The organism is Pseudomonas sp. HMSC057H01 (assembly GCF_001836405.1).
In the GTDB taxonomy this organism is placed as follows: Bacteria; Pseudomonadota; Gammaproteobacteria; order Pseudomonadales; family Pseudomonadaceae; genus Pseudomonas; species Pseudomonas aeruginosa.
The window spans coordinates 79,798-102,203 of the sequence record NZ_KV828496.1 but is presented as its reverse complement, the minus strand read 5'-3'; the positions used below and the strand labels follow the sequence as shown (position 1 = coordinate 102,203).

Genomic DNA, 22,406 nt, shown 5'->3' with positions numbered 1-22,406 from the left:
GCCTGCCGTTGCACGAAAACGAGGTACAACGGCATCGGCCACTATCGCCAACGCCACCGCGCGCCCTCGCTCGTTCCGCGGAGTCGCCGGTTCAGTTCAGCCGGTACTGCGCCAGTTCCTTCGCCGAAAGCACGCGCATCCGTTTGGGATCGGTGCTTTGCATGGCCTGTACCAAGGTGCTGGGGATATCCATTTCGCGGAAGTAGGCGGCGGAGTCGTAGCGCATGCCGTTGGCCGAGCGCGAGTGCAGCGAGTCGCCGTGGGCGTAGTAGGGACGGTGCAGGCCGACGTAGCCGCGTACGGTCTTGCGCTTGCCGGCCGCCAGCAGGTAGACGCAGGTGCCCTGGCAGACGCTGCTCGACGGCACCAGCGCGTCGAAGCCGGATTCGCGCAGCAGGCGGCCCATGCGGATCGCCTCCGGCACGCTGCCGCCGATGCTGTTCAGCAGGAGCAGCTTGCGCGAGTAGGTTCCCGGATTGTTGCGCAAACCCTTGAGCAGCGTCTCGTAGTCGCCCGGCGCGATCTCCTCCGAGACGCGGACCGTCAGCACCCGCCCCATGCTCTTGTGTTGCAGCGAATGCACTTCGACCCTGGCCAGTGCGGGAGTCGCGCAGAACACGGCGAGGCAGGCGAGGACGGTCCGGAGGCGGAGGCGGGGCATGGAACGGGGCGATCCTGTCAGACGGCGATGGCTGCCGAAGATACCTGCAAGCGTTGCATTGTGCACGGTCCTCGTCGTCAGGACGAGGAGCCGGTCTCCGCCTGGCGCACCGGCAGGCGCAGGCAGAAGGTGATGACGTCGTCGCGGCAGTCCACGTCGATACGTCCCTGGTGGGCCTGGGCGATGGCCTGGGAGATGTACAGGCCGATACCGAGGCCGTTGCGGTTGCGCTGGTTGTCCGCCGACTCGCGCTTGAACGGTTCGAACAGGTTGGCCAGCTGCGCTTCGGAGAGGCCGCTGGTTTCGTTGAGCACGCTCAGGCACACCTCGTCGCCCTGGCGGGTCAGGGTGACCAGCACCGGCCGGCCGGGCAGGCCGTGATGACGGGCGTTGCTCAGCAGGTTGGCGGCGACCTGGGCGTAGCGGTCCGGGTCGACCACGGCACGAACCTGCGGGTCGATGGCGATCTCGATCACCAGGCCGGGATAGGCGACGTCGGTTTCGCAGACGATCTGCTGCACCAGTTGCGAGACGTCGGTGTCGACCGGGTTCACGGTGAGGCCGATGCCCGATTGCAGGCGGCTCATATCGAGGATCTGGCTGACCAGCCGTTCCATGCGGCTGCTGGACGCGGAAATGTGTTGGCGCAGTTCGGTGGTGCGGGTGTCGCTGGAGGACAGCAGGGCCGCCGCCATGGAGATCGACTGCAACGGGTTGCGCAGGTCGTGGCCGAGCACCGCGATCAGGCGCTGGCGCATGCGGTCGACCTCGGCCGCATGGTTGAGGCACAGTTCCATCAGGTCCAGGCGCAGCTTTTCGGCGATCGCCAGGTCGGTTTCGCTCCAGGGCGTGGAGTGGCCGCGGACCACTTCCTCCCAGGCCTCGAACGAGCCGCGCGGGGTCAGCCGCGGGCCGGAGGGGCCGATGGTCAACAGCTTTTCCGGCTTGCCGCCCCAGCGGATGCGGTGCACTTCCTCGTGGCGGAACCAGAAGATCCAGCCCGATTCCTGGCGGTGGAAACGGATCGCCAGCACACCGCAGCAGTCGCCGCCGTCCGGAGAGTCCTCGCTGGGCTGCGGCCAGTTGTCGGTGTGGTAGATGTCCCGTTCCGGGTCGCGCTGCAGGCGTTGCAGGACATTCCCGGCCTGGCGCTCGAAGTCGCCGCGGATGCTCAGGGTGCGGCCGCCGAGCATGACCAGGGCGCCGTCGCAGGGAATCAGTGCGGCGATGCCATCGTCCGGGTGGGCCAGTGCGCCGAACAGGTCGTCGGCGTCCCGCGCGCGGCGAGCCAGGGCCAGCCTGCGCTCGGTGGACACGCGCAGCAGTTCGGCGATACGCCCCTGCTCCAGGCGCTCGACGATGGCGCTGCAGACCTGGGAGAAGATCTGGAACGACATGCGCACCGGGTAGGGAATCAGTTTGGGCGACATGTGATGGCAGGAGAACAGTCCCCAGAGCTTGCCGCCGACCACGATGGAGATGCTCATCGAGGCGCGCACGCCCATGTTGGTCAGGTATTCGCAGTGGATCGGCGAAACGCTGCGCAGCACGCTGTAGCTGAGATCGAACGATTCGTTGGTCTCCGGGTTCAGCGCGGGAAACACGCGCATCGGCGTATAGGCCACGTCGGCGATCAGCCTGATCGGGTTCTGGATGTACAGGCGACGCGCCTGGGCCGGGATGTCCGAGGCCGGGTAGCGTTGCCCCAGGTAGCTTTCGAGGTCTTCGCGACGGCTCTCGGCGACCACCTCGCCGGAGTCGTCATGACGGAAACGGTAGGCCATCACCCGGTCGTAGCCGGTCATCCGGCGCAGTTCGTCGGTGACGTTGCTGAGCAGGCTGGCGGTGTCGTTGTGCAACTGGACCTGGGCGATGATGCGCTGGGCGTTGAGGGTGAAGGAGGTGATCGACAGCGTGTCCGCGGTGCGGATCTCGAACTCCAGGTAGAACACTTCCTTGTAGCTGTGGCCGATCACGTCGAACAGGTGTTCGCCGATCCGCGTCTCGACGCTGTTCGACCATGGGCCGTTGCCGGTCAGTCCCTCTTCGAGCATGCGCAGGACCTCCGGCCCCACCTGCTCCGGCGTCAGGTAGGAACCCGGCGAGGCGACGAAACCCAGTAGCGCCTGGATGTTCTCGCTTGCCGCGAGGACCATGCCGTCCGCGCGCAGGGCGATCAGCGCCCCGTGCGGCTGGATCGCGCCAGGCACGTGGATGGGTTCGTCCTCGCAGTTCGCCAGGGTAACCGGGGTGATGCTCGTCATCTATCGTCCAGCCTGGTCTCCAGGCAGTCAGGCTTCGTCGAGAACCCATCGACGAAACGAAAGGAATGTAGCCTGTGCCGCATCCTGCGCAAGGCCGATGGCTTCGGGGCTGTCGATCTGCCGGGCGAGCTGTTCGAGAAACTCCTGCCAGCGCACCCCGGTTGCCTGGCCGTAGCCCCGCAACCACTGTAGCGGCAGACCGGGCAGGCGTGGAGCTAGTCGTTTGTAGAGATACGCGCCGCCCAGCGTCGCGCCTTCCATCACGTAGGCCACCCCGAAGACCTCCGCGGCCCGTGTCGCATTCGGCAGGTCGGCGCAGCGCGGTAGCGCCTCCACCTGCGCGCGGCTCATGCCGCCGGCCAGCAGGTCGCTTTCCAGCCAGGCGCTCTTGACCAGCCGCGCGTCGGCCCGCAGCGCCGCCGGCCAGCCGCTGCGGTTGTCGCGCAGCGCGCGCTCCAGAGGCTCCAGCCAGCCAAGGATGCGTCCGGCATGGTCGAGGTAGGCGCGGTCGTCGAGATCGTCGTCGCCCAACGGCGAACGGCGGTCCAGTTCTGCGTGCAGGTCACGGGTGGCGTCGCGGAGTGCGGCGAGGGCTGGCGATGGAGATGGGGACATGAGGTCAGGGCCAGCGATTCGAGGCATGAACGGAAAAGAGTAGCAGGAAGCCGTACGCCCGGCTCGGAATAAATGGGCATCCCCGCGCGTGGCGCAGGGATGCCGGAGCGGGCGCGCTCAGGCCGCCTCGGTCTGCACCACCCGGTAGCAGGGGACGTAGGCCGCGCCGCCGGGCAGCTTCATCCGGTGCTGCTTGACGAAGGCCTGCAGCAGGCGGTCCAGCGGCAGCATCACCGCCGGGTCGCCGTGGATCTCGTAGGGCCCGTATTGCTCGATCATGCGGATGCCGTTGTCCTTGACGTTGCCGGCGACGATCCCGGAAAACGCGCGGCGCAGGTTGGCCGCCAACTCGTGGGGCGGCAGGCTGCGGCTGAGCTGGAGGCTGGCCATGTTCTCGTGGGTCGGCTCGAACGGGCGCTGGAAGCTTTCATCGATCTTCAGCATCCAGTTGAAGTGGAAGGCGTCGTTGCGCTCGCGGCGGAACTGCTTCACTTCCTTCAGGCCCTGGGCCATCTGCTTGGCCACCTCGGCCGGGTCGTCGATGACGATCCGGTAGTGGCGCTGCGCCGCATGGCCGAGGGTCGCCCCGACGAATTCATGGAGCTGCTGCAGGTAGGCTTCGGCGCTGCGGGGACCGGTGAGGATGACCGGGAAGGGCAGGTCCTGGTTGTCCGGGTGCATGAGGATGCCCAGCAGGTAGAGGAACTCCTCCGCGGTCCCGGCGCCGCCGGGGAAGATGATGACCCCGTGGCCGACGCGGACGAAGGCTTCCAGGCGCTTCTCGATGTCCGGCAGGATCACCAGTTCGTTGACGATCGGGTTCGGCGCCTCGGCGGCGATGATCCCCGGCTCGGTCAGGCCCAGGTAGCGGCCGCCGACGATGCGCTGCTTGGCGTGGCTGATGGTGGCGCCCTTCATCGGCCCCTTCATCACCCCCGGTCCGCAGCCGGTGCAGACATCCAGGCTGCGCAGGCCGAGTTCGTGGCCGACCCTCTTGGTGTACTTGTATTCCTCGCTGCTGATCGAGTGGCCGCCCCAGCACACGACGATCTTCGGCTCGACGCCGGGGCGCAGCGTACGGGCGTTGCGCAGCAGCTGGAAGACGTAGTCGGTGAGGCCCTGGGAGCTGTCCAGGTCGACGTGCTGGCTGTCCAGCCCGCTCTGGGTGTAGACGATGTCGCGCAGGGCGCTGAACAGCATCTCGCGGGTGCTGGCGATCATCTCGCCATCGACGAAGGCGTCGGCCGGCGCGTTGATCAGCTCCAGGCGCACGCCTCGGTCCTGCTGGTGGATACGCACCTCGAAGTCCTTGTAGGCGTCGAGGATGGTCTTGGCGTTGTCGCTGTGGGCGCCGGTATTGAGGATCGCCAGGGCGCACTGGCGGAACAGTTGGTAGGTCTTGCCGTTGGCGGTTTCGCTCAGTTGTTGCACTTCGCGTTGGGAGAGGGTTTCCAGCGTGCCTTTCGGACTGACCGAGGCGTTGATCACAGGGCGATGAGACATGTGCGATTCCATGCAGGGGACGCGGCGGCGTAGAAGAACCGCCGCATCCGGATAAGGGAGCGCCGGGCAGGTTGCGTGCCGGGGGAGAGGGCGATCAGCCGTCGGAGTGGGGCGACGAGGCAACCGTGCGCTGGGGCTTGGCTCCAGGGTCTTGGTTAAATGTAATAGCGAGAACCTGACTGATCTGACAAGGAAAATCTCGAATTTATCTGTCGCCGGCCTGGCAGCGGGGAAATCCTGCCACTAGCCGTGGACGAAAAGATCCGGCATCGGCTGGGATAATCGACTCTTCTCCTGATATCGTTGCGTTTCCGCCGGATGCTCGGCCAGTCGAAGGGAGGAACGAAGCATGTCGTATGAACAGTCCAGCAGCGTACCTAGCGACTTTCTTTCCTCCTTTTTCCAAGAGCCTGTCATCCATGATCGAACTCAGAACCATCACCCGCGACGACTGGGAAACCTGCATTGACCTGAAGGTCGCCCGCCACCAGGCGCACTTCGTCGCTTCCAACCTCTATTCGCTGGCCCAGAGCCGCTTCCTGCCGGGGTTCCGCGCGGTCGGCATCCACCACGGCGGGCGCATGGTCGGCTTCGCCCTCTACGGCCCCGACGCCGACGACGGCCACTACTGGCTCTACCGCCTGATGATCGACCGCCGCTACCAGGGCAAGGGGCATGGCCGCGCCGCCCTGCAACGGATCATCGCCAGCGTGCGCCGGACGAGGCGGCGCAGCGATCGCCTGATGGTCGCCTACGCCGTCGACAACGACGTGGCCCGCCAGCTTTATCGGGACGCCGGCTTCGTCGAACAGGGCCTCGCGCCCTGGGGCGAGACGATGGCCTGCCTGATGCTGCCGGAGCCGTCCCATCGTTCCGGGAAGGTCGCCGGAGCGCCGGGCGGGCGTGCAGCGCACGGCGTCCCGGCGTAGAATCGCGGGATTCGGCAGTTCCCTCCAATACCTATAACGACCATCCAACGCACATCGCCGCCCCGGACCCTTGCGTCCGGGGCGTTTTCCGTCGTGCGTGGCGAGGGTCGCGGGACCTGCCCGTCCGCCCCCTGCTCCGGAACCGAACGCCCCATGGACAGCACCTCCGAAACCCGCAGCGGCAGCTGGCTGAGCGTGATCGCCCTGGCCCTGGCCGCCTTCATCTTCAACACCACGGAGTTCGTCCCGGTCGGCCTGCTCAGCGACATCGGCCACAGCTTCGAGATGCCCACCTCGCAGGTCGGCCTGATGTTGACCATCTATGCCTGGGTGGTGTCGCTGGCCTCGTTGCCGATGATGCTGCTGACCCGCAATATCGAGCGGCGCAAGCTGCTGGTCGGGGTATTCCTGCTGTTCATCGCCAGCCACGTGCTGTCCGGGCTGGCCTGGAGCTTCCAGGTGCTGATGCTCAGCCGGATCGGCATTGCCTTCGCCCACGCGGTGTTCTGGGCCATCACCGCTTCGCTGGCGGTGCGCGTGGCGCCGCCGGGACAGCAGGCCAAGGCGCTAGGGCTGCTGGCCACCGGCACCACCCTGGCGATGGTCCTGGGCATCCCGCTGGGGCGGGTGGTCGGCGAGGCCCTGGGCTGGCGTACCACCTTCATGGCCATCGCCGGACTCTCGGTGCTGACCTTGCTCTACCTGGCGCGCTCCCTGCCGCTGCTGCCAAGCCAGAATTCCGGTTCCCTGCGCAGCCTGCCGATGCTGTTCCGACGCCCGGCGCTGGTTTGCCTGTACGTGCTGACCGTGGTGGTGATCAGCGCCCAGTTCACCGCCTACAGCTACATCGAGCCCTTCGCCAAGCAGGTGGCGCAGATGAGCGGCGAGGCGACCACCCTGCTGTTGCTGTTGTTCGGCGGCGCCGGGATCTTCGGTTCGATCCTCTTCAGCCGCTACAGCGAGGCTTTCCCGCGAGGCTTCCTGCTGGCCGCGATCCTCGCCTTGGGCAGCAGCCTGGCGCTGCTGTTGCCGCTGTCCGCGCAGCCGACCTGGCTGATGGCGCTCAGCCTGCTCTGGGGCATGTCGATCATGTGCTTCGGCCTGGCCCAGCAGTCCCGCGTCCTGCGCCTCGCCTCGGACGCCACCGACGTGGCCATGGCGCTGTTCTCCGGCCTGTACAACGTCGGCATCGGCGCCGGCGCGCTGCTCGGCAGCGTGGTCAGCGAACGCATGGGCCTGGCCTCGATCGGCAACGTCGGCGCCGCGCTGGCGCTGGCCGGCCTGCTGCTCGCCCTGTTCGCCGCACTGCGCTACGCGGAGGCGCTGAAAACCACGTCGTTGTGAGTGCTCATTCACTGGCCCGGATGATTCGGCGGAGGAATCCGCCCGCTTGATCTAGTCTTCTGTGACGAAAAGGCGCAGGGAGTGCGGGATTGCCCCGCGCCGGGCCGGCGCAGGGACGGAATATCGGGTGAACGTACAACAGAGCAAGTTCAGGCTGAGCCGCTGGGCGGGCGCGACACTGGCGCTCGGACTGTTGCTGTCCGGGCTGGGCGCCTGGGGGCTGGCGCTGGTCAACGAGCAACAGGCGCGGATGGCGCTGGAACGCGAGGCGGAACTGCTGGCCGAGGCGGTGACCCGCCGCGTGGAACTCTACCAGTATGGCTTGCGTGGGGTGCGCGGTGCCTTGCTGACAGCGGGCGAGGCGCACATCGACCGCGAACTGTTCCGCCGCTACAGCCTGACCCGCGACATCGACCGCGAGTTTCCCGGCGCCCGCGGCTTCGGCTTCATCCGCCGGGTGGCGGCCGCCGACGAGGCCGGGTTCCTGCGCCAGGCGCGGGCCGACGGCCAGCCGGAGTTCCGCATCCAGCAACTGACTCCGCACGATGGCGAGCGCTACGTCATCCAGTACATCGAGCCGGTGGCGCGCAACGGCCAGGCGCTGGGCCTGGACATCGCCTCGGAAGCCAATCGCCGGGAGGCCGCCCGCGCCGCCCTGGAGACCGGGCAGGTGCGCCTGACGGGGCCGATCACCCTGGTCCAGGCCAGCGGCTTGCGCCAGCAATCGTTCCTCATCCTGATGCCGATCTACCGCAGCGGCATCACTCCACCGCCGGGGCCCCAGCGCGAACTCGAAGGCTTCGGCTGGAGCTATGCGCCGCTGCTGACCGGCGAGGTGCTGGCCGGGTTGCCCATCGACAACGCGGCGATCCACCTCGAACTCAGCGACGTCACCGGCGACGGCGCTGCCGTGCCCTTCTTCGTCAACGGCGCCGCGGCGCCGGCTCAACGCCTGTTCGGCCACATGCTGCGGCGGGAGATCTACGGTCGGCACTGGCAGATGGCGTTCAGCGCACTGCCGCTGTTCGTCCAGCGCCTGCACCAGCCTTCGCCGCGCATCCTGTTCCTGGCCGGCAGCCTGGTCAGCCTGTTGCTGGCGGCGCTGGTCAACGCCAGCGCCCTCGGCCGCCAGCGCCGGCATCGGGAGGCGGCGACCCAGGCGCGGCTGGCGGCGATCGTCGGCAATTCGGCGGACGGCATCATCGGCGTCGGCCTCGACGGCGTCATCAGCGACTGGAATCGCGGGGCCGAGGCGTTGTTCGGCTACCGCGAGGAGCAGGCGGTCGGGCGGCGGGTGGTGGACCTGCTGGTGCCGCCATCCAAGGAGAACGAGGAACTCGACATCCTCGCCCGCATCGCCCGTAAAGAACAGGTGGTCAGCTTCGATACCGTGCGCCGGCACCAGGATGGCCACCTGCTCGATGTGGCGGTGACCGTCTCGCCGATCCTCGGTCCGGACGGCGGCGTGGTCGGCGCCTCGAAGACCGTACGCGACATCTCCGCGAAGAAGGCCGCCGAGGCCCGCATCCGCGAACTCAATACCGGCCTGGAGCACCAGATCGCCGAGCGTACCGCCGAACTGCGTCGGTTGAACGTACTGCTCGGCAGCGTGCTGCAGGCGGCGTCCGAGGTGTCGATCATCACCCTCGACCGCGACGGCATCATCAGCGGCTTCAATCTCGGTGCCGAGCGGATGCTCGGCTACCGCGCCGACGAGGTGGTCGGCAAGGCCTCGCCGACCCTGCTGCACAGCGAGCGGGAGTTGCTCGCCCGCGGCCAGGAGCTGGGCGAGGAGGGTTTCCGCGTGCTGGTGGCGCGGGCCGAGCAGGAGGGCGCCGAGACCCGCGAATGGACCTATCTGCGCAAGGACGGCTCGCCGCTCAGCGTGACGCTTTCGGTTACCGTCCTGCGCGACGAGGCTGGGGCGATCAACGGCTACCTGGGCATCGCCGTCGATGTCACCGAATGGCGCAACGCCGAGCGCGAGATGGCCGCGGCGCGCGACCAGTTGCAAATGGCCGCCGACGTGGCGCGCCTGGGCATCTGGCGCTGGAACCTGGCCGACGACAGCCTGCAGTGGAACGAGCGCATGTGCGAGCTGTATGGCCAGCCGCTGGCGTTGCGCGACGGCGGCCTGGTCTACGAGCATTGGCGCAGCCGCCTGCATCCGGAAGACCTCGAGCGCACCGAGGCCAGCCTGCGCGCGGCGGTGGAGGGGCGCGGCAACTACGATGTGATCTTCCGCGTGGTGCTGCCCGACGGCGGCATCCGCTTCATCCAGGCCGGCGCGCAGGTCGAGCGCGACGCCGACGGCAACCCGCTGCAGGTCACCGGGATCAATATCGATATCACCAGCGACCAGCAACTGCAGGCGCGCCTGCGCGAGGCCAAGGAGCAGGCGGACGCCGCCAGCGCGGCGAAGTCGTCGTTCCTGGCGAACATGAGCCACGAGATCCGCACGCCGATGAATGCCGTGCTGGGCATGCTGCAACTGGCCCGGCAGACTGATCTCAACGAACGCCAGCGCGACTACCTGGACAAGGCCAGCTCGGCGGCCACCTCGTTGCTCGGCCTGCTCAACGACATCCTCGACTACTCGAAGATCGAGGCCGGCAAGCTGGTCCTGGAAATGCTCCCCTTCGAGCTGGAGCCGCTGATGCAGGACCTGGCCGTGGTGCTCTCCGGCAACCAGGGCGACAAGGACGTCGAGGTGATCTTCGACATCGATCCCGAGCTGCCCAGCGCGGTGGTCGGCGACCGCCTGCGCCTGCAGCAGATCCTCATCAACCTGGCCGGCAACGCACTGAAGTTCACCGCCCGCGGGCACGTCCTGGTGAGCTTGCGGCGGCTGGCGCACGACGCCCACCTGGTGCGCCTGCGGGTGCTGGTGGCGGACACCGGCATCGGCATCAGCGCGGAACAGCAGCAGCGCATCTTCGAAGGTTTCACCCAGGCCGAGGCGTCCACCTCGCGACGCTTCGGCGGCACCGGCCTCGGCCTGTTCATCTGCAAGCGCCTGGTCGACCTGATGGGCGGTGAATTGCGGGTCGAGAGCGCGCCGGGCAGCGGTAGCCGGTTCTGGTTCGACCTGGACCTCGACGTCGCCCACGACCAACCGCTGCGTGCGGCCTGCCCCGGGGCCGGCGAACCGCTGCGGCTGCTGGTGGCGGACGACAACCTGGTGGCCGGCGAGCTGCTCGAACGCACGGTCGGCGCCCTCGGCTGGCGCGCCGACTGCGTCGGCAGCGGCAGCGAGGCGGTGGCACGGGTCCAGGCGGCGATGGCCGAAGGCCGTCGCTACGACGTGGTGCTGATGGATTGGCGCATGCCCGATCTCGACGGCCTCAGCGCGGCGCAACTGATCCGCCAGTTGCAGGGCGACCTGCCGCCGCCCATGGTGATCATGATCACCGCCTATGGCCGCGAGGTGCTGGCCGATGCGCGCGACCACAGCGCGCCGCCCTTCGTCGATTTTCTCACCAAGCCGGTCACGCCCAAGCAACTGGCCGACTCGGTGCTGCATGCCCTGCACGGTGAACAGGGCGCCCCGGCCAACCCGCCGCCGCGCCCGGTGGAGCGCACCCAGCGGTTGCGGGGCGTGCGTCTGCTGGTAGTGGAGGACAACGCGCTGAACCGCCAGGTCGCCGCCGAGCTGTTGAGCAGCGAGGGCGCCCGGGTGGCCCTCGCCGACGGCGGGCTGGCGGGCGTTCAGCAGGTGCTGGAGGCGAGCGTGCCGTTCGACGCGGTGCTGATGGACATGCAGATGCCGGATATCGATGGTCTCGAGGCGACCCGGCGAATCCGCGCCGACGGGCGCTTCGCCGGGCTGCCGATCCTGGCCATGACCGCCAACGCCTCGCTGGCCGACCGCGAAGCCTGCCTGGCGGCGGGCATGAACGACCATGTGGCGAAGCCGATCGACAAGGAGCGCCTGGTGCTTTGTCTGCTCGGTCATCTCGGCAGGAGCGGCGACAGGGGGGCGCCGGCAACGACAGCGGACGCGGGCGAACTGGTCGAGGCGCGGGGCGATATCGTCGGGCGTTTCGGCGGCAGCCTGGAGCTGATCGTCCAGGTGCTGCGGCGCTTCGTTCCGGATATGCAGGACCTCTTCGCCCAGCTCGAACGCCAGCTCGGCGAGGGCGATGTCCAGGGCAGCGCCGCGACCCTGCATACCATCAAGGGCAGCGCGTCCACCGTTGGCGCCAGCGCCCTGGCCGGCCGTGCCAGCGAGCTGGAGCAGGCCCTGCGCCGCGCCGATCCGCGGCGCGGCATGGAAATCCTCGCCGGCATCCGCCTCGACGAACTGCGCACCCTGTGCGATGCCTGCCTGCTCCGCCTGCAGGCGATGTTCGGCGACGTGCAGGCGGAGTCGGCGAGCTGAACCCCGGCGCGGTGGCCTGTCCCGCCAAGAATTCAGGCGGACCCGGGGCTCGCCTGCATCCGCTGCGGCCTGTAGGGTGAATAACGCCATGGGCGTTATCCGCCGATACTCCTGAAGCCCGCCCAGGTCTTGAGCGACATCCTCTTCCTGTCGTTCAGTGCCTTCAGGCGTCGCGCAGCAGGTCGTGGGCGTTGAGCAGGGCGTAGGCGACTTCCGGGCGCTTCTCCAGGCCGCGGCGGATGGCGGCGGGAATCGCCTGGCGGGTCTTGCGGCAGAGCCCCGGCTGCTCCTCGAAGCGCATGCGGATGCCGCGCATGCTGCGCACCTCGCCGAAGGCCGGGGCGATCCGCAGGCGGATGCCCAGTTGTTCCTCCATGCGCCGCAGCAGGTGTTCCAGGTCTTCCAGGCTGCGCAGGGCTTCCAGGCGAGCGGCCAGGCGCTGCTCTTCCTGGCGGGTCAGGAGGAGGATGCGACGGTCCGCGCCGGGCGCCTCCAGGCGCTCGCGTTCGCAGACGCAGGCGCCGGGCGGGCAGGGCTGGCGGAGGGGCGGGGAAGCGCTCATGGCACCATCATAGCCAGGACCGGCGTCCCGCGCCGCTACGCTCCGTCGCCCTCGCGAGCGCGCCTCAGCGCTTCAGCGGCACCTTGGCCTGCTGCTCCAGGCCGCTGAGGATGGCGTAGGCGATCTTCACCCGCTCGGCATTGGGATAGTTGCGGTTGGCCAGGATCACCAGGCCCAGGTCGCGGCCCGGGACGAACGCCACGTAGGCGCCGAAGCCGTTGGTGGAGCCGGTCTTGTTCAGCAGGCGCTGGCCCTCCAGCGCCTGTGGCGCGGGCAGCCTGGCGATCCTGTGTGGTTGCAGCGCCATCGGCGTCGAGTTGCCGGCCTGCAGGCGCTTCAGGGAGATCGGCCAGTCGTAGGCTTCCCAGCCCAGGCCCTGGGTCATGTCGCCGACCTTGTAGTAACCGCGATGGGTGGCATCGAGCGCCTGCGCCCAGGGCCTGTCCAGGCGCTCCGGATGCAGGTTGGCATCGACGAAGCGCAGCAGGTCGGCCGCGCTGGTCTTCACCCCGTAGCCTTCGGCATCCAGCGGGCCGGGACCGACCCGTAGCGGGCGGTCGTCCTTGCCGTAGCCCTGGGCGTACTGCGCCAGCGCCGCCTCGGGCACGTCGAGGTGGGTCTGTTCGAGGCCCAGTGCCGGGAACAATTGCTGCTCCATGAGCCGTTCGAACGGCTGGCCCAGGCTGCGCGCGGCGAGATAGCCGAACAGGCCGATGCTCGGGTTGGAATAGAGGCGCTGGCTGCCCGGCGCGTAGGTCGGCTGCCACTGGCGGTAGTAGTCGCGGATCTGTGCCCGGTCCTTCTGCACCGAGTCGGGGAACTGCAGCGGCAAGCCGCCGGCGGTATAGGTCGCGAGGTCGAGCAGGCTGATGCCGTCGAAGCGGCTGCCCTGCAGCGCCGGCCAGTGCTGGCTGGCGCGGTCGTCGAGGCGCATCTTGTCCTGGGCCAGGGCATAGCCGGCGAGGGTGGCGGTGAAGGTCTTGCTCACCGAGCCGATCTCGAACAGGGTCTCCGGCGTCACCCGGCGGCCGTCCTCTTTCGAGGCCAGCCCATAGCTGAAGTAATGCGGTTCTCCTTTCAGGCTGATGGCTACGGTCAGGCCCGGAATGTCATTGGCCTTCATCACCGGTTGTACGGCGGCGTCGACCAGTGCCTTCAGGCGATCCGCCGGGGCCTCATCGGCAATGGCCGGGGTGGTGGCGAACAGCAGTGTGGAAGCGGCGATGCCGCACAGGCAGGGGAATCTGGTATCGCGCATGAGGATTGGCGTCCTTTGTCGTTGGCTGCATGAGAAACCGCCCCGGGAGCGCTCCTTGATCGGCGGGCGGGGAAAATCTAGGCTTGCGCAGGATTTGCGGCAAACGACGAATACTCGCGGCAGCCATTAGAAAAATTTGGAGTAGAGATTGGTTCGACCCCATTTGCCGCTGAACGCCCTGCGCGCCTTCGAAGCTTCGGCCCGGCACCTGAGCTTCACCCGCGCGGCCATCGAGCTGTGCGTGACCCAGGCGGCGGTCAGCCACCAGGTGAAGAGCCTCGAGGAGCGTCTCGGCGTGGCCCTGTTCAAGCGTCTGCCGCGCGGCCTGATGCTGACCCACGAGGGCGAGAGCCTGCTGCCGGTGCTGTGTGACTCCTTCGACCGCATCGCCGGCCTGCTGGAACGCTTCGAGGGCGGCCACTACCGGGACGTGCTCACCGTCGGCGCGGTCGGAACCTTCACGGTCGGCTGGCTGCTGCCGCGGCTGGCGGACTTCCAGGCGCGCCATCCCTTCATCGATCTGCGCCTGTCCACCCACAACAACCGCGTCGACATCGCCGCCGAGGGGCTCGACTACGCGATCCGCTTCGGCGGCGGCGCCTGGCACGGCACCGAGGCGCTGGCGTTGTTCGAGGCGCCGCTGACGGTGCTCTGCTGCCCGGAGGTCGCCGCCCAGTTGCACAGTCCCGCCGACCTGCTGCAGCACACCCTGCTGCGCTCCTACCGCGCCGACGAGTGGCCGCTGTGGTTCCAGGCGGCCGGACTGCCGGCGCACGCGCCACTGACCCGGAGCATCGTCTTCGACACCTCGCTGGCCATGCTCGAGGCGGCCCGCCAGGGTGTCGGCGTGGCCCTGGCGCCGGCGGCGATGTTTGCCCGGCAACTGGCCAGCGAGAGCATCCGGCGTCCGTTCGCCACCGAAGTGAGTACCGGCAGCTACTGGCTGACGCGCTTGCAGTCGCGGGGGGAGACCAGCGCGATGCTGGCGTTCAGGGAGTGGTTGCTGGAGAGGGCTGCCGTTGAGGCGCGGGGGAGATAACGGTTATGCAGGCGATTGAAGTGTCGATGAAGAAGTAATCACCTTCCTCGCGCCTTTCTTTATACGCTCGGGCTCTCCCAAGGTTGATACGGTTTGAGGCGTTAGGGTTGTGATTGGAATTGCTGACGGCGTGGTGGATATGGACCGGCTCGTCGGCGTTGCTGATCGCTCCGCTAAGCGTCACTCCCAGGCTGGCGGCATAGGCCCGGCGTGCCGCAACGATCTCGCTCTCGAGCATGCCTGCTTTCCCTGCTGCGGCAACGACGGCAAGTTCGCATAGGCGGCCAGCCTTCCTCGGGGAAACCCTCAGGTCGGCGCCTGCGGACCACAGGGCAAGCAGCGCTTTGGATGGAGCACAGCCATTTCTGCTGCGCTCTTCGATTGTCTCCAGGAGCGGACTCATATGGCCTCTTGAAAACTGTCGGTGGATTGCCAGCAGTATCGACGATGGTGCGCTTAAAGCAATGCGGAGCAGGCGGAGATTGCGGCGAAACGGCGGATAACGCTTCGCGTTATGCGCCCTACGGGAGCGGTGCTCGGCTCGCCGGCGGAAGGCGTCTACGGCTTTCCGGTTCCCGCGTCGAAATACGACCCGCCGTTGCTCGGCAGTCCCGTCCACATCTCGTCGAGATTGCGGAAGTTCCAGGCCTCCGCCGGCTCGAAGCCGACGATTCGGTCGGTCTGTCCGGCCCTACCCAGGTCTATCACCTGCTGCGGGATCGGCACCTTCGAGCGGGCCGAGAAGAATACCTTGACCCGTGGCGTCAGCAGCGAGCGGCCGTGTTGCTCGAGGACCACGCCGAGGCGCCCGCTTTCCAGCCTGACCAGCGCGCCGACCGGGTAGATGCCCACTGCCTTGACGAAGGCGCGGAACACCTGCGGGTCGAAGTGCCCGTTCCATTCGGCCATGCGCCGGATCGCCTCGGCGGCGTTCCAGCCCTTCTTGTAGGGACGGTCGGAGGTGATCGCGTCGTAGACGTCGCACACCGTGCCCATCCGCGCCAGCAGGCTGATCTGCTCCTGCGCCAGGCCGAAGGGGTAGCCGGTGCCGTCGATGCGCTCGTGATGGTGCAGGCAGACATCCACCACCAGGGCGCTGACCTGGCGGCAATCGAGCAGCATCCGCGCACCGTTCTGCGGATGCCGGCGGACCAGGCCGAATTCCTGCTCGGTGAGCTTGCCGGGCTTGTTCAGGATCGGATCGGGTACCGCCATCTTGCCGATGTCGTGCAGCAGTCCCGCCAACCCCGCCTCGTGTACCAGCGGGTCGGACAGTTCGAGCTGGCGGGCGAGGGCGATCATCAGCGCGCAGACCGCCACCGAATGCATGTAGGTGTATTCATCCGAGGTCTTCAGCCGTACCAGGCTGACCAGCGCGTTGGGATGGCGCAGCACCGAGGCGGAGATTTCGTCCACCAGGTCCGATGCATGCGCGGTGTCGATGGCCTGGCCCATGCGCGCGTCGTGGAACATGCTGACCACGGCGGCCTTGGCGCGGCCGCAGAGCAGGGCGGCGTGGCGGATTTCCTCCTCCAGGGCGACCCGCGCCGGCGAAGGGTCGGCCGGCATGGTGACCGGCAGGACCGCAGCGGCCGAGACCGCCGCTTCCTCCGGGAGGTCGAGGCCCTTGCCGGCGTCGATCCAGACCTCCTTCACGGCGCTTTCGCGCAGGCGCTGCAGGTCGGACTGGTTGTCGAGCAGGAAGCCGCCTCTTTTCCAGAACGGGTGGTCCAGCCACGAGCCGCAAAGGCTCTGGACGAACATACCGAGGCGAAGCTGGGTTACCGGAATGCGTTTCAGCACGATGGGCTCGACCTCGAGACTGGGCCAGGTGGCTGTCTCCTAACGGTAGCCGAGATGGGCCGGCGGGAGTGAGAGATGCCCGTCAGTTCGTCGGCGTGACCTTCGCTTGGCTGCGTATCGTTCTGTATCCGCGTACTCCCGGCATACAAATCCCTCCGCCGACGGTACAGCCCCGATACATCGCCCTGGCGAAGTGGCCCTATCCAAACCGGCGCCAGCCAGGTCCTCGCGCTGGCGGAGACGGCGGTGGAAACCTACGGCGGCGATAGCACGGGCCAAATCTCAGTCGCGGCGCTCGACGAGCGCGTCCTGGTGTACAGCCATCAAGCGTTGCGCGTTGGGCGTGAGATGGCCGCTGTGCCAGATGAAATGGATCTCGGTGGTGCCATAGTCGCGCAACGGATGCGCGCGGACCTGGTGGTTGCCAGGTAGCGTCGCAAGCACGGAGCGCAGCACCCAGGCGGCACCCATGCCTGCGCTGACGCAGGCGAGCATGGTGTGGTAGGACTCGATTTCCAGCACTGGCAGTTGTTGCAGGCAGTCGGCTTCCTCCAGCCAGCGATCCATGCGGAAGCGGAACGAGCAGTCGTGACGGAACCCATACAGTTCGGCGCAACGCAGGTCGCGCGGACTGGTGATCGGTGGATGATCCAGCTCGGTAACCAGCACCATTTCGTCGACGAAGGCCAGGCTACTTTCCAGGGTCTGAGAGCGCACGGGACCATCGCTCAGGGCCAGGTCTAGCACTCCATCCGAGACCTGCTGCACCAAGGCTTCCGAGGCTTCGCTGCGGATGTCCAGTTCGATCGCGCGGTGGCGTTGGCGGAACCGCCCGATCAGGCATGGCATGAAGGCGACCAGAACCACGTCGAGGGCACCTACCACCAGGCGGCCGCCGCTCTCTTCGTTGCGCATCATGGCCCGGGTACTGTCGCTGAGATCGAGGATTCGCCGGGCATGCTCCAGCAGACGCCGACCGTCCGGCGACAGGCGCAGACGCTGGTGCTCGCGCAGGAACAGCTGGCAGCCGAGGTCTTCCTCAAGCTGGCGGATGCGTACGGAGAGACTCGACGGGACACGGTTCAGCGCCTTCGCCGCGGCGTTGATCGAGCCGGTGTGGGCCACGGCGCAGAAGGCGCGGAGCTGAGACAATTGCACCTGGGTATTCTCGCTTTGCGAATCGTTGGCTGAATATTTTTCGATTTCCAGAATACCTTGTCGTTCGCTACCGTTCGCCCGTCCTTACGTCCGGTGATCGGATCCCGGCGTTCCTTCCCGGCTTGCGGGCCCATCGCGTCCGCTCATGGAGAGATTACATGGATCTGCAACTCGCACAGCGCAGGGTGCTGGTTAGTGGCGGTTCGCGCGGTATCGGCCGCGCCATCGTCGAACATTTTCTCGCCGAAGGGGCCGAGGTGGCCTTCTGCGCCCGTGGTGAGGCGGGCGTGGCCGAAGCAGCGGATTGCTTCGGCGAGCGTGCCTTTGGCATGTCTGTGGACATCACCGACCCGCAGCAGGTGCGCGGTTGGGTAACGCGCTCGGCGCTGCACTTGGGCGGCATCGACATCGTTGTGCCCAACGTCAGCGCGCTGGCCGGTGGCGGAGACCTGGACACCTGGCGGCGCGCTTTCGAGACCGACCTGCTGGGCAGCGTGGGCATGGTCGCTGCCGCCCTGCCGTGGTTGAAACGCTCCGAGGCTGCCTCGGTGGTGCTGATCTCCAGTGTTTCCGGCCGCGAGGTGGACATGTTCGCCGAGCCCTATGGCGTGCTCAAGGCGGCCCTGGTCCACTACGGGAAGACGCTTGCCAGCCGCCATGCGGAGGACGGCATTCGGGTCAATACGGTGTCGCCGGGCAACGTCTATTTCGAAGATGGCGTATGGGGCGCGATCGAACGGGATAGCCCGGAAACCTTCGCCCGTTGTCTCGCCGCCAATCCCATGGGGCGCATGGCGCGACCCGACGAGGTGGCGCGGGCGGTGCTGTTCCTGGCCAGCCCGGCGGCCAGCTTCACCACCGGAACCAACCTGCTGGTGGACGGCGGGTTGACCCGGGGCGTGCAGTTCTGAGCAGAGTGCCGGAGGCTCAGGCCTCTACCAGCTCCGGCGCATCCCGCCGCTGTTCCGTCGGCGCATGGGGCGCCGGCTTGCCGAGGATCAGGTCGGCGGCCTTCTCGCCGATCATGATCGCCGGGGCGTTGGTATTGCCGGTGATCAGCGTCGGCATGATCGACGCATCGGCCACCCGCAGGCCTTGCAGGCCGTGCACGCGCAACTGGTCGTCGACCACCGCGAGCTGGTCGTGGCCCATCTTGCAGGTGCCCACCGGATGGAACACGGTGCCCAGGTTGGCGCGGATCCAGGCCTCGATCTGGCCGCGGCTGGAAACCTGCGGGCCCGGTACCAGCTCGCCCTTGAGGTGACGGGCGAAGCTGCGGCTGGCGGCCAGTTTGCGGACCAGTTGGAAACCCTGGACCAGGGTATCGAGGTCGGCAGGGTGGCTGAGGAAGTTGGCTTCGATCAGCGGCCGGTCGTGCGGGTCCGGCGAGTTCAGGCGGACCCGCCCGCGGCTCTGCGGGTGCATCACCGCGACGTGCAGGCTGACCCCGTGGCCGAAGGGGACCAGGCGCTGGGGCTGGTTCTTCAGCGCGGGGGCGACGATCAGACCCAGCTCCGGGGTCTCTGCCTGCGGGTCGAGGCGGAGGAAGCCACCGGACTCGACGGTGTTCGAGGTCAGCGCCCCGCGCCGGCCGAACAGGTACTGCCAGGGCGAGCGCAGCAGCGGCAGCCAGCCCTTCGGCGAGAAACCCAGGCCGTAGCCGAGCTTGGCCTCGGTGCGGTACATCAGCACGATGTCCTGGTGGTCCTGCAGGTTCTCGCCGACCCCAGGCAACTCATGGCGCTGGACGATGCCGTGGCGCGCCAGTTCCGCCGCCGGGCCGATGCCGGAGAGCAACAGGAGCTGCGGCGAGTTGATCGAGCCGGCGCTGAGGATCACTTCGCGGCGTGCCTGCAATTGCACGACCTCGCCAGCCTGGCTGATCTCCACGCCGGTGGCGCGGGTGCCTTCCAGCAGCACGCGCAGGGTCAGCGCGGAGCTGAGGACGGTGAGGTTGGGCCGCGCCAGGGCCGGGTGCAGGAAGGCGCGCGCCGCGCTACAGCGTTCGCCGTTGACCTGGGTGACGTGGAACGGGCCGATGCCTTCCTGGCGCTCGCCGTTGAAGTCGGCGTTGTACGGCCAGCCCATTTCCTCGGCGGCCTGGAAGAACACCTGGTTGATCGGCCCCGGGCTGCGCTGCGCGGCGACGTTCAATTCGCCGCCGCGCCCGTGCCAGGGCGATTCGCCCGGCTCGAAATGTTCCGAGTGGCGAAAGTAGGGGAGCAGCTCGTCGTAGCTCCAGCCACGGTTGCCGAGGGATGCCCAGCGGTCGTAGTCGTGGCGGTCGCCGCGGATGTAGATCATCCCGTTGATCGCGCTGGAGCCGCCCCAGACCTTGCCGCGCGGGCAGGCGATCGGCTGGTTGGCGGTGCCGGGCTGGGCGGCGAAGCGATGCATCCAGTTCCACTTCGGGTTGGCGATCAGGCGGATGATCCCGGCCGGCGTGCGGATGTAGGCGGCGGGGAGCGGCGTGCGGTCGCTGGGGCCGGCCTCGACCAGGCAGACCGAGACGGCGGGATCGGCGGAAAGACGGTTGGCCAGGACGCAACCGGCGGAGCCGGCGCCGACCACGATGTAGTCGAACGAGCGGCGGGCAGTGGAAGTCATGTCGGCACCTTTCTGGGTGTGCTGCCGGGCCTCGCCCGGCGTTCTTTTTCGCCCCGCGCCTATGGGCGCGACGCTACTCCATTGGACGGGGAAGCGCGCCCGGCCGCTTGTACCAGCCTGCCGGCGGGCTTGACCGAGGCTGCCAGGTGGCGCGCTAAAGCCCCAGCAGCGAGCCCATGTCGACCATCAGTTGCAGGCCGACGACGAAACCGTCTCCACTCAGTTCGCGAGCGCCGGGGTTGTAGTAGTTGTCCGGGTTGAAGATGTACTGCACCGACGGCTCCAGCGCGATGTGCGGGGTCAGTGCGATGTGCGCATTGGTTTCCAGGGCGTACACGTCGCGCTGGCCGAGTTTCGCATCGCCGCCAGCGGCGATCCGCGCCTGGCGCTGGAACTCCAGCTGGTGATCGTTCAGGCGCAGGTAGCTGGCCTTGAGGTTGAGCTTGTCCCGCGTGCGGTCGAAGGGTGCATGGTAGGTCATGCCCAGCTCGGCGAAATGACGGAACGGCTGCTTGTCGTCGGCTGATACCGACAGCGAGCCGAACAGCCCCAGCGCCCTCGGCGAATCGAGGCGGCCGCCGTCGGCGCGCCAGAACAGCTGCTGGAACTTGAAGAAGCCGCCGGCGCTGCCGTGGTCGCTGGCGCCGGTGAGCGGGTCGACCTGGTTGGCGGTGTTCAGGTAGGCATTGAGTTCATAGTGCGAGCGATAGGGATCGAGGCTTTCCTCGCGCTTGTCGCCGATCCCCAGCAGCAGGCTGGTGCCGCTGGCGTCGTCGGTGCCGAAATCGAGGCCATGGCGCTTCTTCAGGTAATCCACCGGGTTGGACTCGAAGGCCCCGGCGTGCAGGTACAGGGTCGGGGTCGCCCGGTACTTCAGGTAGCCGCCCCAGGCGCCGTAGGGCGGCGGCAGGATGCCGGTGGAGGCGTCGATGATCGGGTCATTGCAGGTGACCACGGTCTCGCAGTTGTAGATCAGGAAATAGCGCCGCGCATTGGTGCGTCCGAGATGGCTGTCGAGGCGTCCGCCCAGCCACTGCTGCTGCCAGGTGAGCAGGCTCAGCTGGTTGGCGCCGATGTCGTTGTGCAGCGGCGCGCCGCCGAAGTAGCTGCCCACCGCGCCCTGCCAGCTCGGCCCGGTGGGCTGACCGGTGCCGCGGTCGAGGATGAACAGGGTTTCCTCGATGTGCAGCGAGGCGCCGTCCAGGCCGGCGAGGGTGGCGAGGTCGAGGTCGGCGCCGAGGAACAGGTCGCCGCTGTTGCCGAAGCTGTGCTGGCGCGGGCCGGTGTCGAGGTTCTTCAGCGACAGGCTCCAGAACTGCGCGTGGGTCTTCACGCCGTGGCGCTGGAGTCGTTCGCCGAACCCGGCCAGCGGGCCGCTGCGGCTGTCTTCGGCGGCCTGCGCGGAGAGACCGAGGAAACCGGCGCAGAGCAGCGCCGGCAAGGTGCGGAGGGTTTTCATGGCAAGGCACTCGTCTTGTTGTTGTTCTGTCGTGCGAATCGCTGTCCGCCCCAAGCGGACAGGTGCATCCGGAGCGAAGGCGGCTCAGGCGCAGAGATAGCCGCCGTCCACCGCCAGCACGGCGCCGGTGACGAAGCTGGCGCCGGGACCGCAGAGGAAGGCCGCGGCGCTGGCCACCTCGGGCGCCTCGCCCCAGCGCGCCAGCGGCGTGCGCTGCATGATCCGGCGGGTGGCCTCGACGTCGGCCTTGAGCCCGGCGCCCAGCGGCGTGTCGATCCAGCCGGGGGCGATGGCGTTGACCCGGATGCGCTCGGCGGCATACTCGCAGGCCAGGGAACGGGTGAGCTGGACGATGGCGCCCTTGCTGGCGCTGTAGGCCGGGCGGTCGGCGGAACCGAAGGTGCTGTACATCGAGGCGATGTTGAGGATGCTGCCGCCGCGCTGCGCCAGCAGCGGACGGGCCAGTTGGCTGGCGAGCATGGCGGCGCTCAGGTTGAGGCGCAGCACCCGTTCGAAGGTCGCCAGGTCGTATTCCTCGCGGTCGCGGCTGATGCCGGCGTTGTTCACCAGCACATCCAGGCGCGGCAGCGCTTCGAACAGCCGTTGCAGGCGCTGGCTGTCGGTGATGTCCAGTTCTTCCCGGCGAATCCGCGGATGACGCGGTGCGTGCACGCCGTCGGCGTCCAGGCCGAGGGCGACGACTTCGGCGCCGAGTTCGGCGAACTGCATGGCGATGGCCGCGCCGATGCCGGAGCTGCCGCCAGTGACCAGCACCTGCTGGCCGGCGTAGATATCGTGTTGGAAAACCATCGGCGATCGTTCC

Annotated in this window: 16 protein-coding genes; 5 read left to right on the top strand and 11 right to left on the bottom strand. The window is 67.9% G+C overall.

What is annotated here, in order from left to right; all coding sequences use genetic code 11:
• Nucleotides 1–91 precede the first annotated feature (91 nt).
• The 4 genes from HMPREF2581_RS19580 to ppnN all read right to left on the bottom strand — a co-directional run bounded on the left by HMPREF2581_RS19580 (nucleotide 92) and on the right by ppnN (nucleotide 5,043).
• Nucleotides 92–661 carry a COG3904 family protein gene (locus HMPREF2581_RS19580; protein WP_003093439.1) on the bottom strand — a complete coding sequence of 190 codons (570 nt, stop codon included), beginning with the start codon at nucleotides 659–661 and terminating at the stop codon, nucleotides 92–94.
• A 77-nt stretch (nucleotides 662–738) separates the two neighbouring features.
• Nucleotides 739–2,925, bottom strand: coding sequence for a bacteriophytochrome BphP (gene bphP / locus HMPREF2581_RS19575; protein WP_003137565.1), 2,187 nt, complete (start codon nucleotides 2,923–2,925; stop codon nucleotides 739–741).
• A 27-nt stretch (nucleotides 2,926–2,952) separates the two neighbouring features.
• Nucleotides 2,953–3,540, bottom strand: coding sequence for a biliverdin-producing heme oxygenase (locus tag HMPREF2581_RS19570; RefSeq protein ID WP_003132314.1), 588 nt, complete (start codon nucleotides 3,538–3,540; stop codon nucleotides 2,953–2,955).
• A 117-nt stretch (nucleotides 3,541–3,657) separates the two neighbouring features.
• The gene (gene ppnN, locus HMPREF2581_RS19565) at nucleotides 3,658–5,043 is read right to left on the bottom strand and encodes a nucleotide 5'-monophosphate nucleosidase PpnN (RefSeq protein WP_003093432.1); all 1,386 of its coding nucleotides are present in this window, start codon (nucleotides 5,041–5,043) and stop codon (nucleotides 3,658–3,660) included.
• 419 nt (nucleotides 5,044–5,462) lie between these two features.
• Here ppnN and HMPREF2581_RS19560 point away from each other — a divergent pair, with 419 nt between their 5' ends.
• The 3 genes from HMPREF2581_RS19560 (at nucleotide 5,463) to HMPREF2581_RS19550 (ending at nucleotide 11,697) form a co-directional block, all read left to right on the top strand.
• Nucleotides 5,463–5,972 carry a GNAT family N-acetyltransferase gene (locus HMPREF2581_RS19560; protein WP_003101282.1) on the top strand — a complete coding sequence of 170 codons (510 nt, stop codon included), beginning with the start codon at nucleotides 5,463–5,465 and terminating at the stop codon, nucleotides 5,970–5,972.
• A 153-nt stretch (nucleotides 5,973–6,125) separates the two neighbouring features.
• Nucleotides 6,126–7,316: a sugar transporter gene (locus tag HMPREF2581_RS19555; protein ID WP_003101284.1), complete on the top strand. Its 1,191-nt coding sequence runs from the start codon at nucleotides 6,126–6,128 to the stop codon at nucleotides 7,314–7,316.
• Nucleotides 7,317–7,443: 127 nt separating this feature from the next.
• A complete protein-coding gene (locus tag HMPREF2581_RS19550; RefSeq protein ID WP_003137568.1) occupies nucleotides 7,444–11,697 on the top strand; it encodes a PAS domain-containing hybrid sensor histidine kinase/response regulator in 4,254 nt (1,417 codons plus the stop codon).
• A gap of 163 nt (nucleotides 11,698–11,860) precedes the next feature.
• On the opposite strand, the gene HMPREF2581_RS19545 is transcribed toward HMPREF2581_RS19550, so the two are convergent.
• Together HMPREF2581_RS19545 and HMPREF2581_RS19540 are read right to left on the bottom strand one after the other, a co-directional pair.
• Nucleotides 11,861–12,259: a hypothetical protein gene (locus tag HMPREF2581_RS19545; protein ID WP_003093424.1), complete on the bottom strand. Its 399-nt coding sequence runs from the start codon at nucleotides 12,257–12,259 to the stop codon at nucleotides 11,861–11,863.
• A 64-nt stretch (nucleotides 12,260–12,323) separates the two neighbouring features.
• Nucleotides 12,324–13,517, bottom strand: coding sequence for a class C beta-lactamase PDC-34 (locus HMPREF2581_RS19540; RefSeq protein WP_003137570.1), 1,194 nt, complete (start codon nucleotides 13,515–13,517; stop codon nucleotides 12,324–12,326).
• A gap of 148 nt (nucleotides 13,518–13,665) precedes the next feature.
• Here HMPREF2581_RS19540 and ampR point away from each other — a divergent pair, with 148 nt between their 5' ends.
• Nucleotides 13,666–14,556 (top strand): LysR family transcriptional regulator AmpR, encoded by an 891-nt coding sequence (ampR, locus tag HMPREF2581_RS19535; RefSeq protein ID WP_003137572.1) that lies wholly within the window; start codon nucleotides 13,666–13,668, stop codon nucleotides 14,554–14,556.
• 558 nt (nucleotides 14,557–15,114) lie between these two features.
• On the opposite strand, the gene HMPREF2581_RS19530 is transcribed toward ampR, so the two are convergent.
• Together HMPREF2581_RS19530 and HMPREF2581_RS19525 are read right to left on the bottom strand one after the other, a co-directional pair.
• The gene (locus HMPREF2581_RS19530; protein WP_003137575.1) at nucleotides 15,115–16,359 is read right to left on the bottom strand and encodes a cyclic di-GMP phosphodiesterase; all 1,245 of its coding nucleotides are present in this window, start codon (nucleotides 16,357–16,359) and stop codon (nucleotides 15,115–15,117) included.
• A gap of 282 nt (nucleotides 16,360–16,641) precedes the next feature.
• Nucleotides 16,642–17,517, bottom strand: coding sequence for a LysR family transcriptional regulator (locus HMPREF2581_RS19525; protein WP_003093413.1), 876 nt, complete (start codon nucleotides 17,515–17,517; stop codon nucleotides 16,642–16,644).
• A 158-nt stretch (nucleotides 17,518–17,675) separates the two neighbouring features.
• On the opposite strand from HMPREF2581_RS19525, the gene HMPREF2581_RS19520 reads away from it, so the two are divergent.
• Nucleotides 17,676–18,428, top strand: coding sequence for an SDR family NAD(P)-dependent oxidoreductase (locus HMPREF2581_RS19520; protein WP_003093411.1), 753 nt, complete (start codon nucleotides 17,676–17,678; stop codon nucleotides 18,426–18,428).
• Nucleotides 18,429–18,444: 16 nt separating this feature from the next.
• Here HMPREF2581_RS19520 and HMPREF2581_RS19515 read toward each other — a convergent pair whose 3' ends face one another.
• The 3 genes from HMPREF2581_RS19515 to HMPREF2581_RS19505 form a co-directional block, all read right to left on the bottom strand.
• Complete coding sequence (locus HMPREF2581_RS19515; RefSeq protein WP_003137578.1) at nucleotides 18,445–20,124, bottom strand: GMC family oxidoreductase; 1,680 nt, start codon at nucleotides 20,122–20,124, stop codon at nucleotides 18,445–18,447.
• A gap of 154 nt (nucleotides 20,125–20,278) precedes the next feature.
• Nucleotides 20,279–21,583, bottom strand: coding sequence for a carbohydrate porin (locus HMPREF2581_RS19510; protein ID WP_003137580.1), 1,305 nt, complete (start codon nucleotides 21,581–21,583; stop codon nucleotides 20,279–20,281).
• Between the two features lie 84 nt (nucleotides 21,584–21,667).
• Nucleotides 21,668–22,393, bottom strand: a complete 726-nt coding sequence (locus HMPREF2581_RS19505; RefSeq protein ID WP_003093405.1) for an SDR family NAD(P)-dependent oxidoreductase — start codon at nucleotides 22,391–22,393, stop codon at nucleotides 21,668–21,670.
• Between the last annotated feature and the right edge of the window lie 13 nt (nucleotides 22,394–22,406).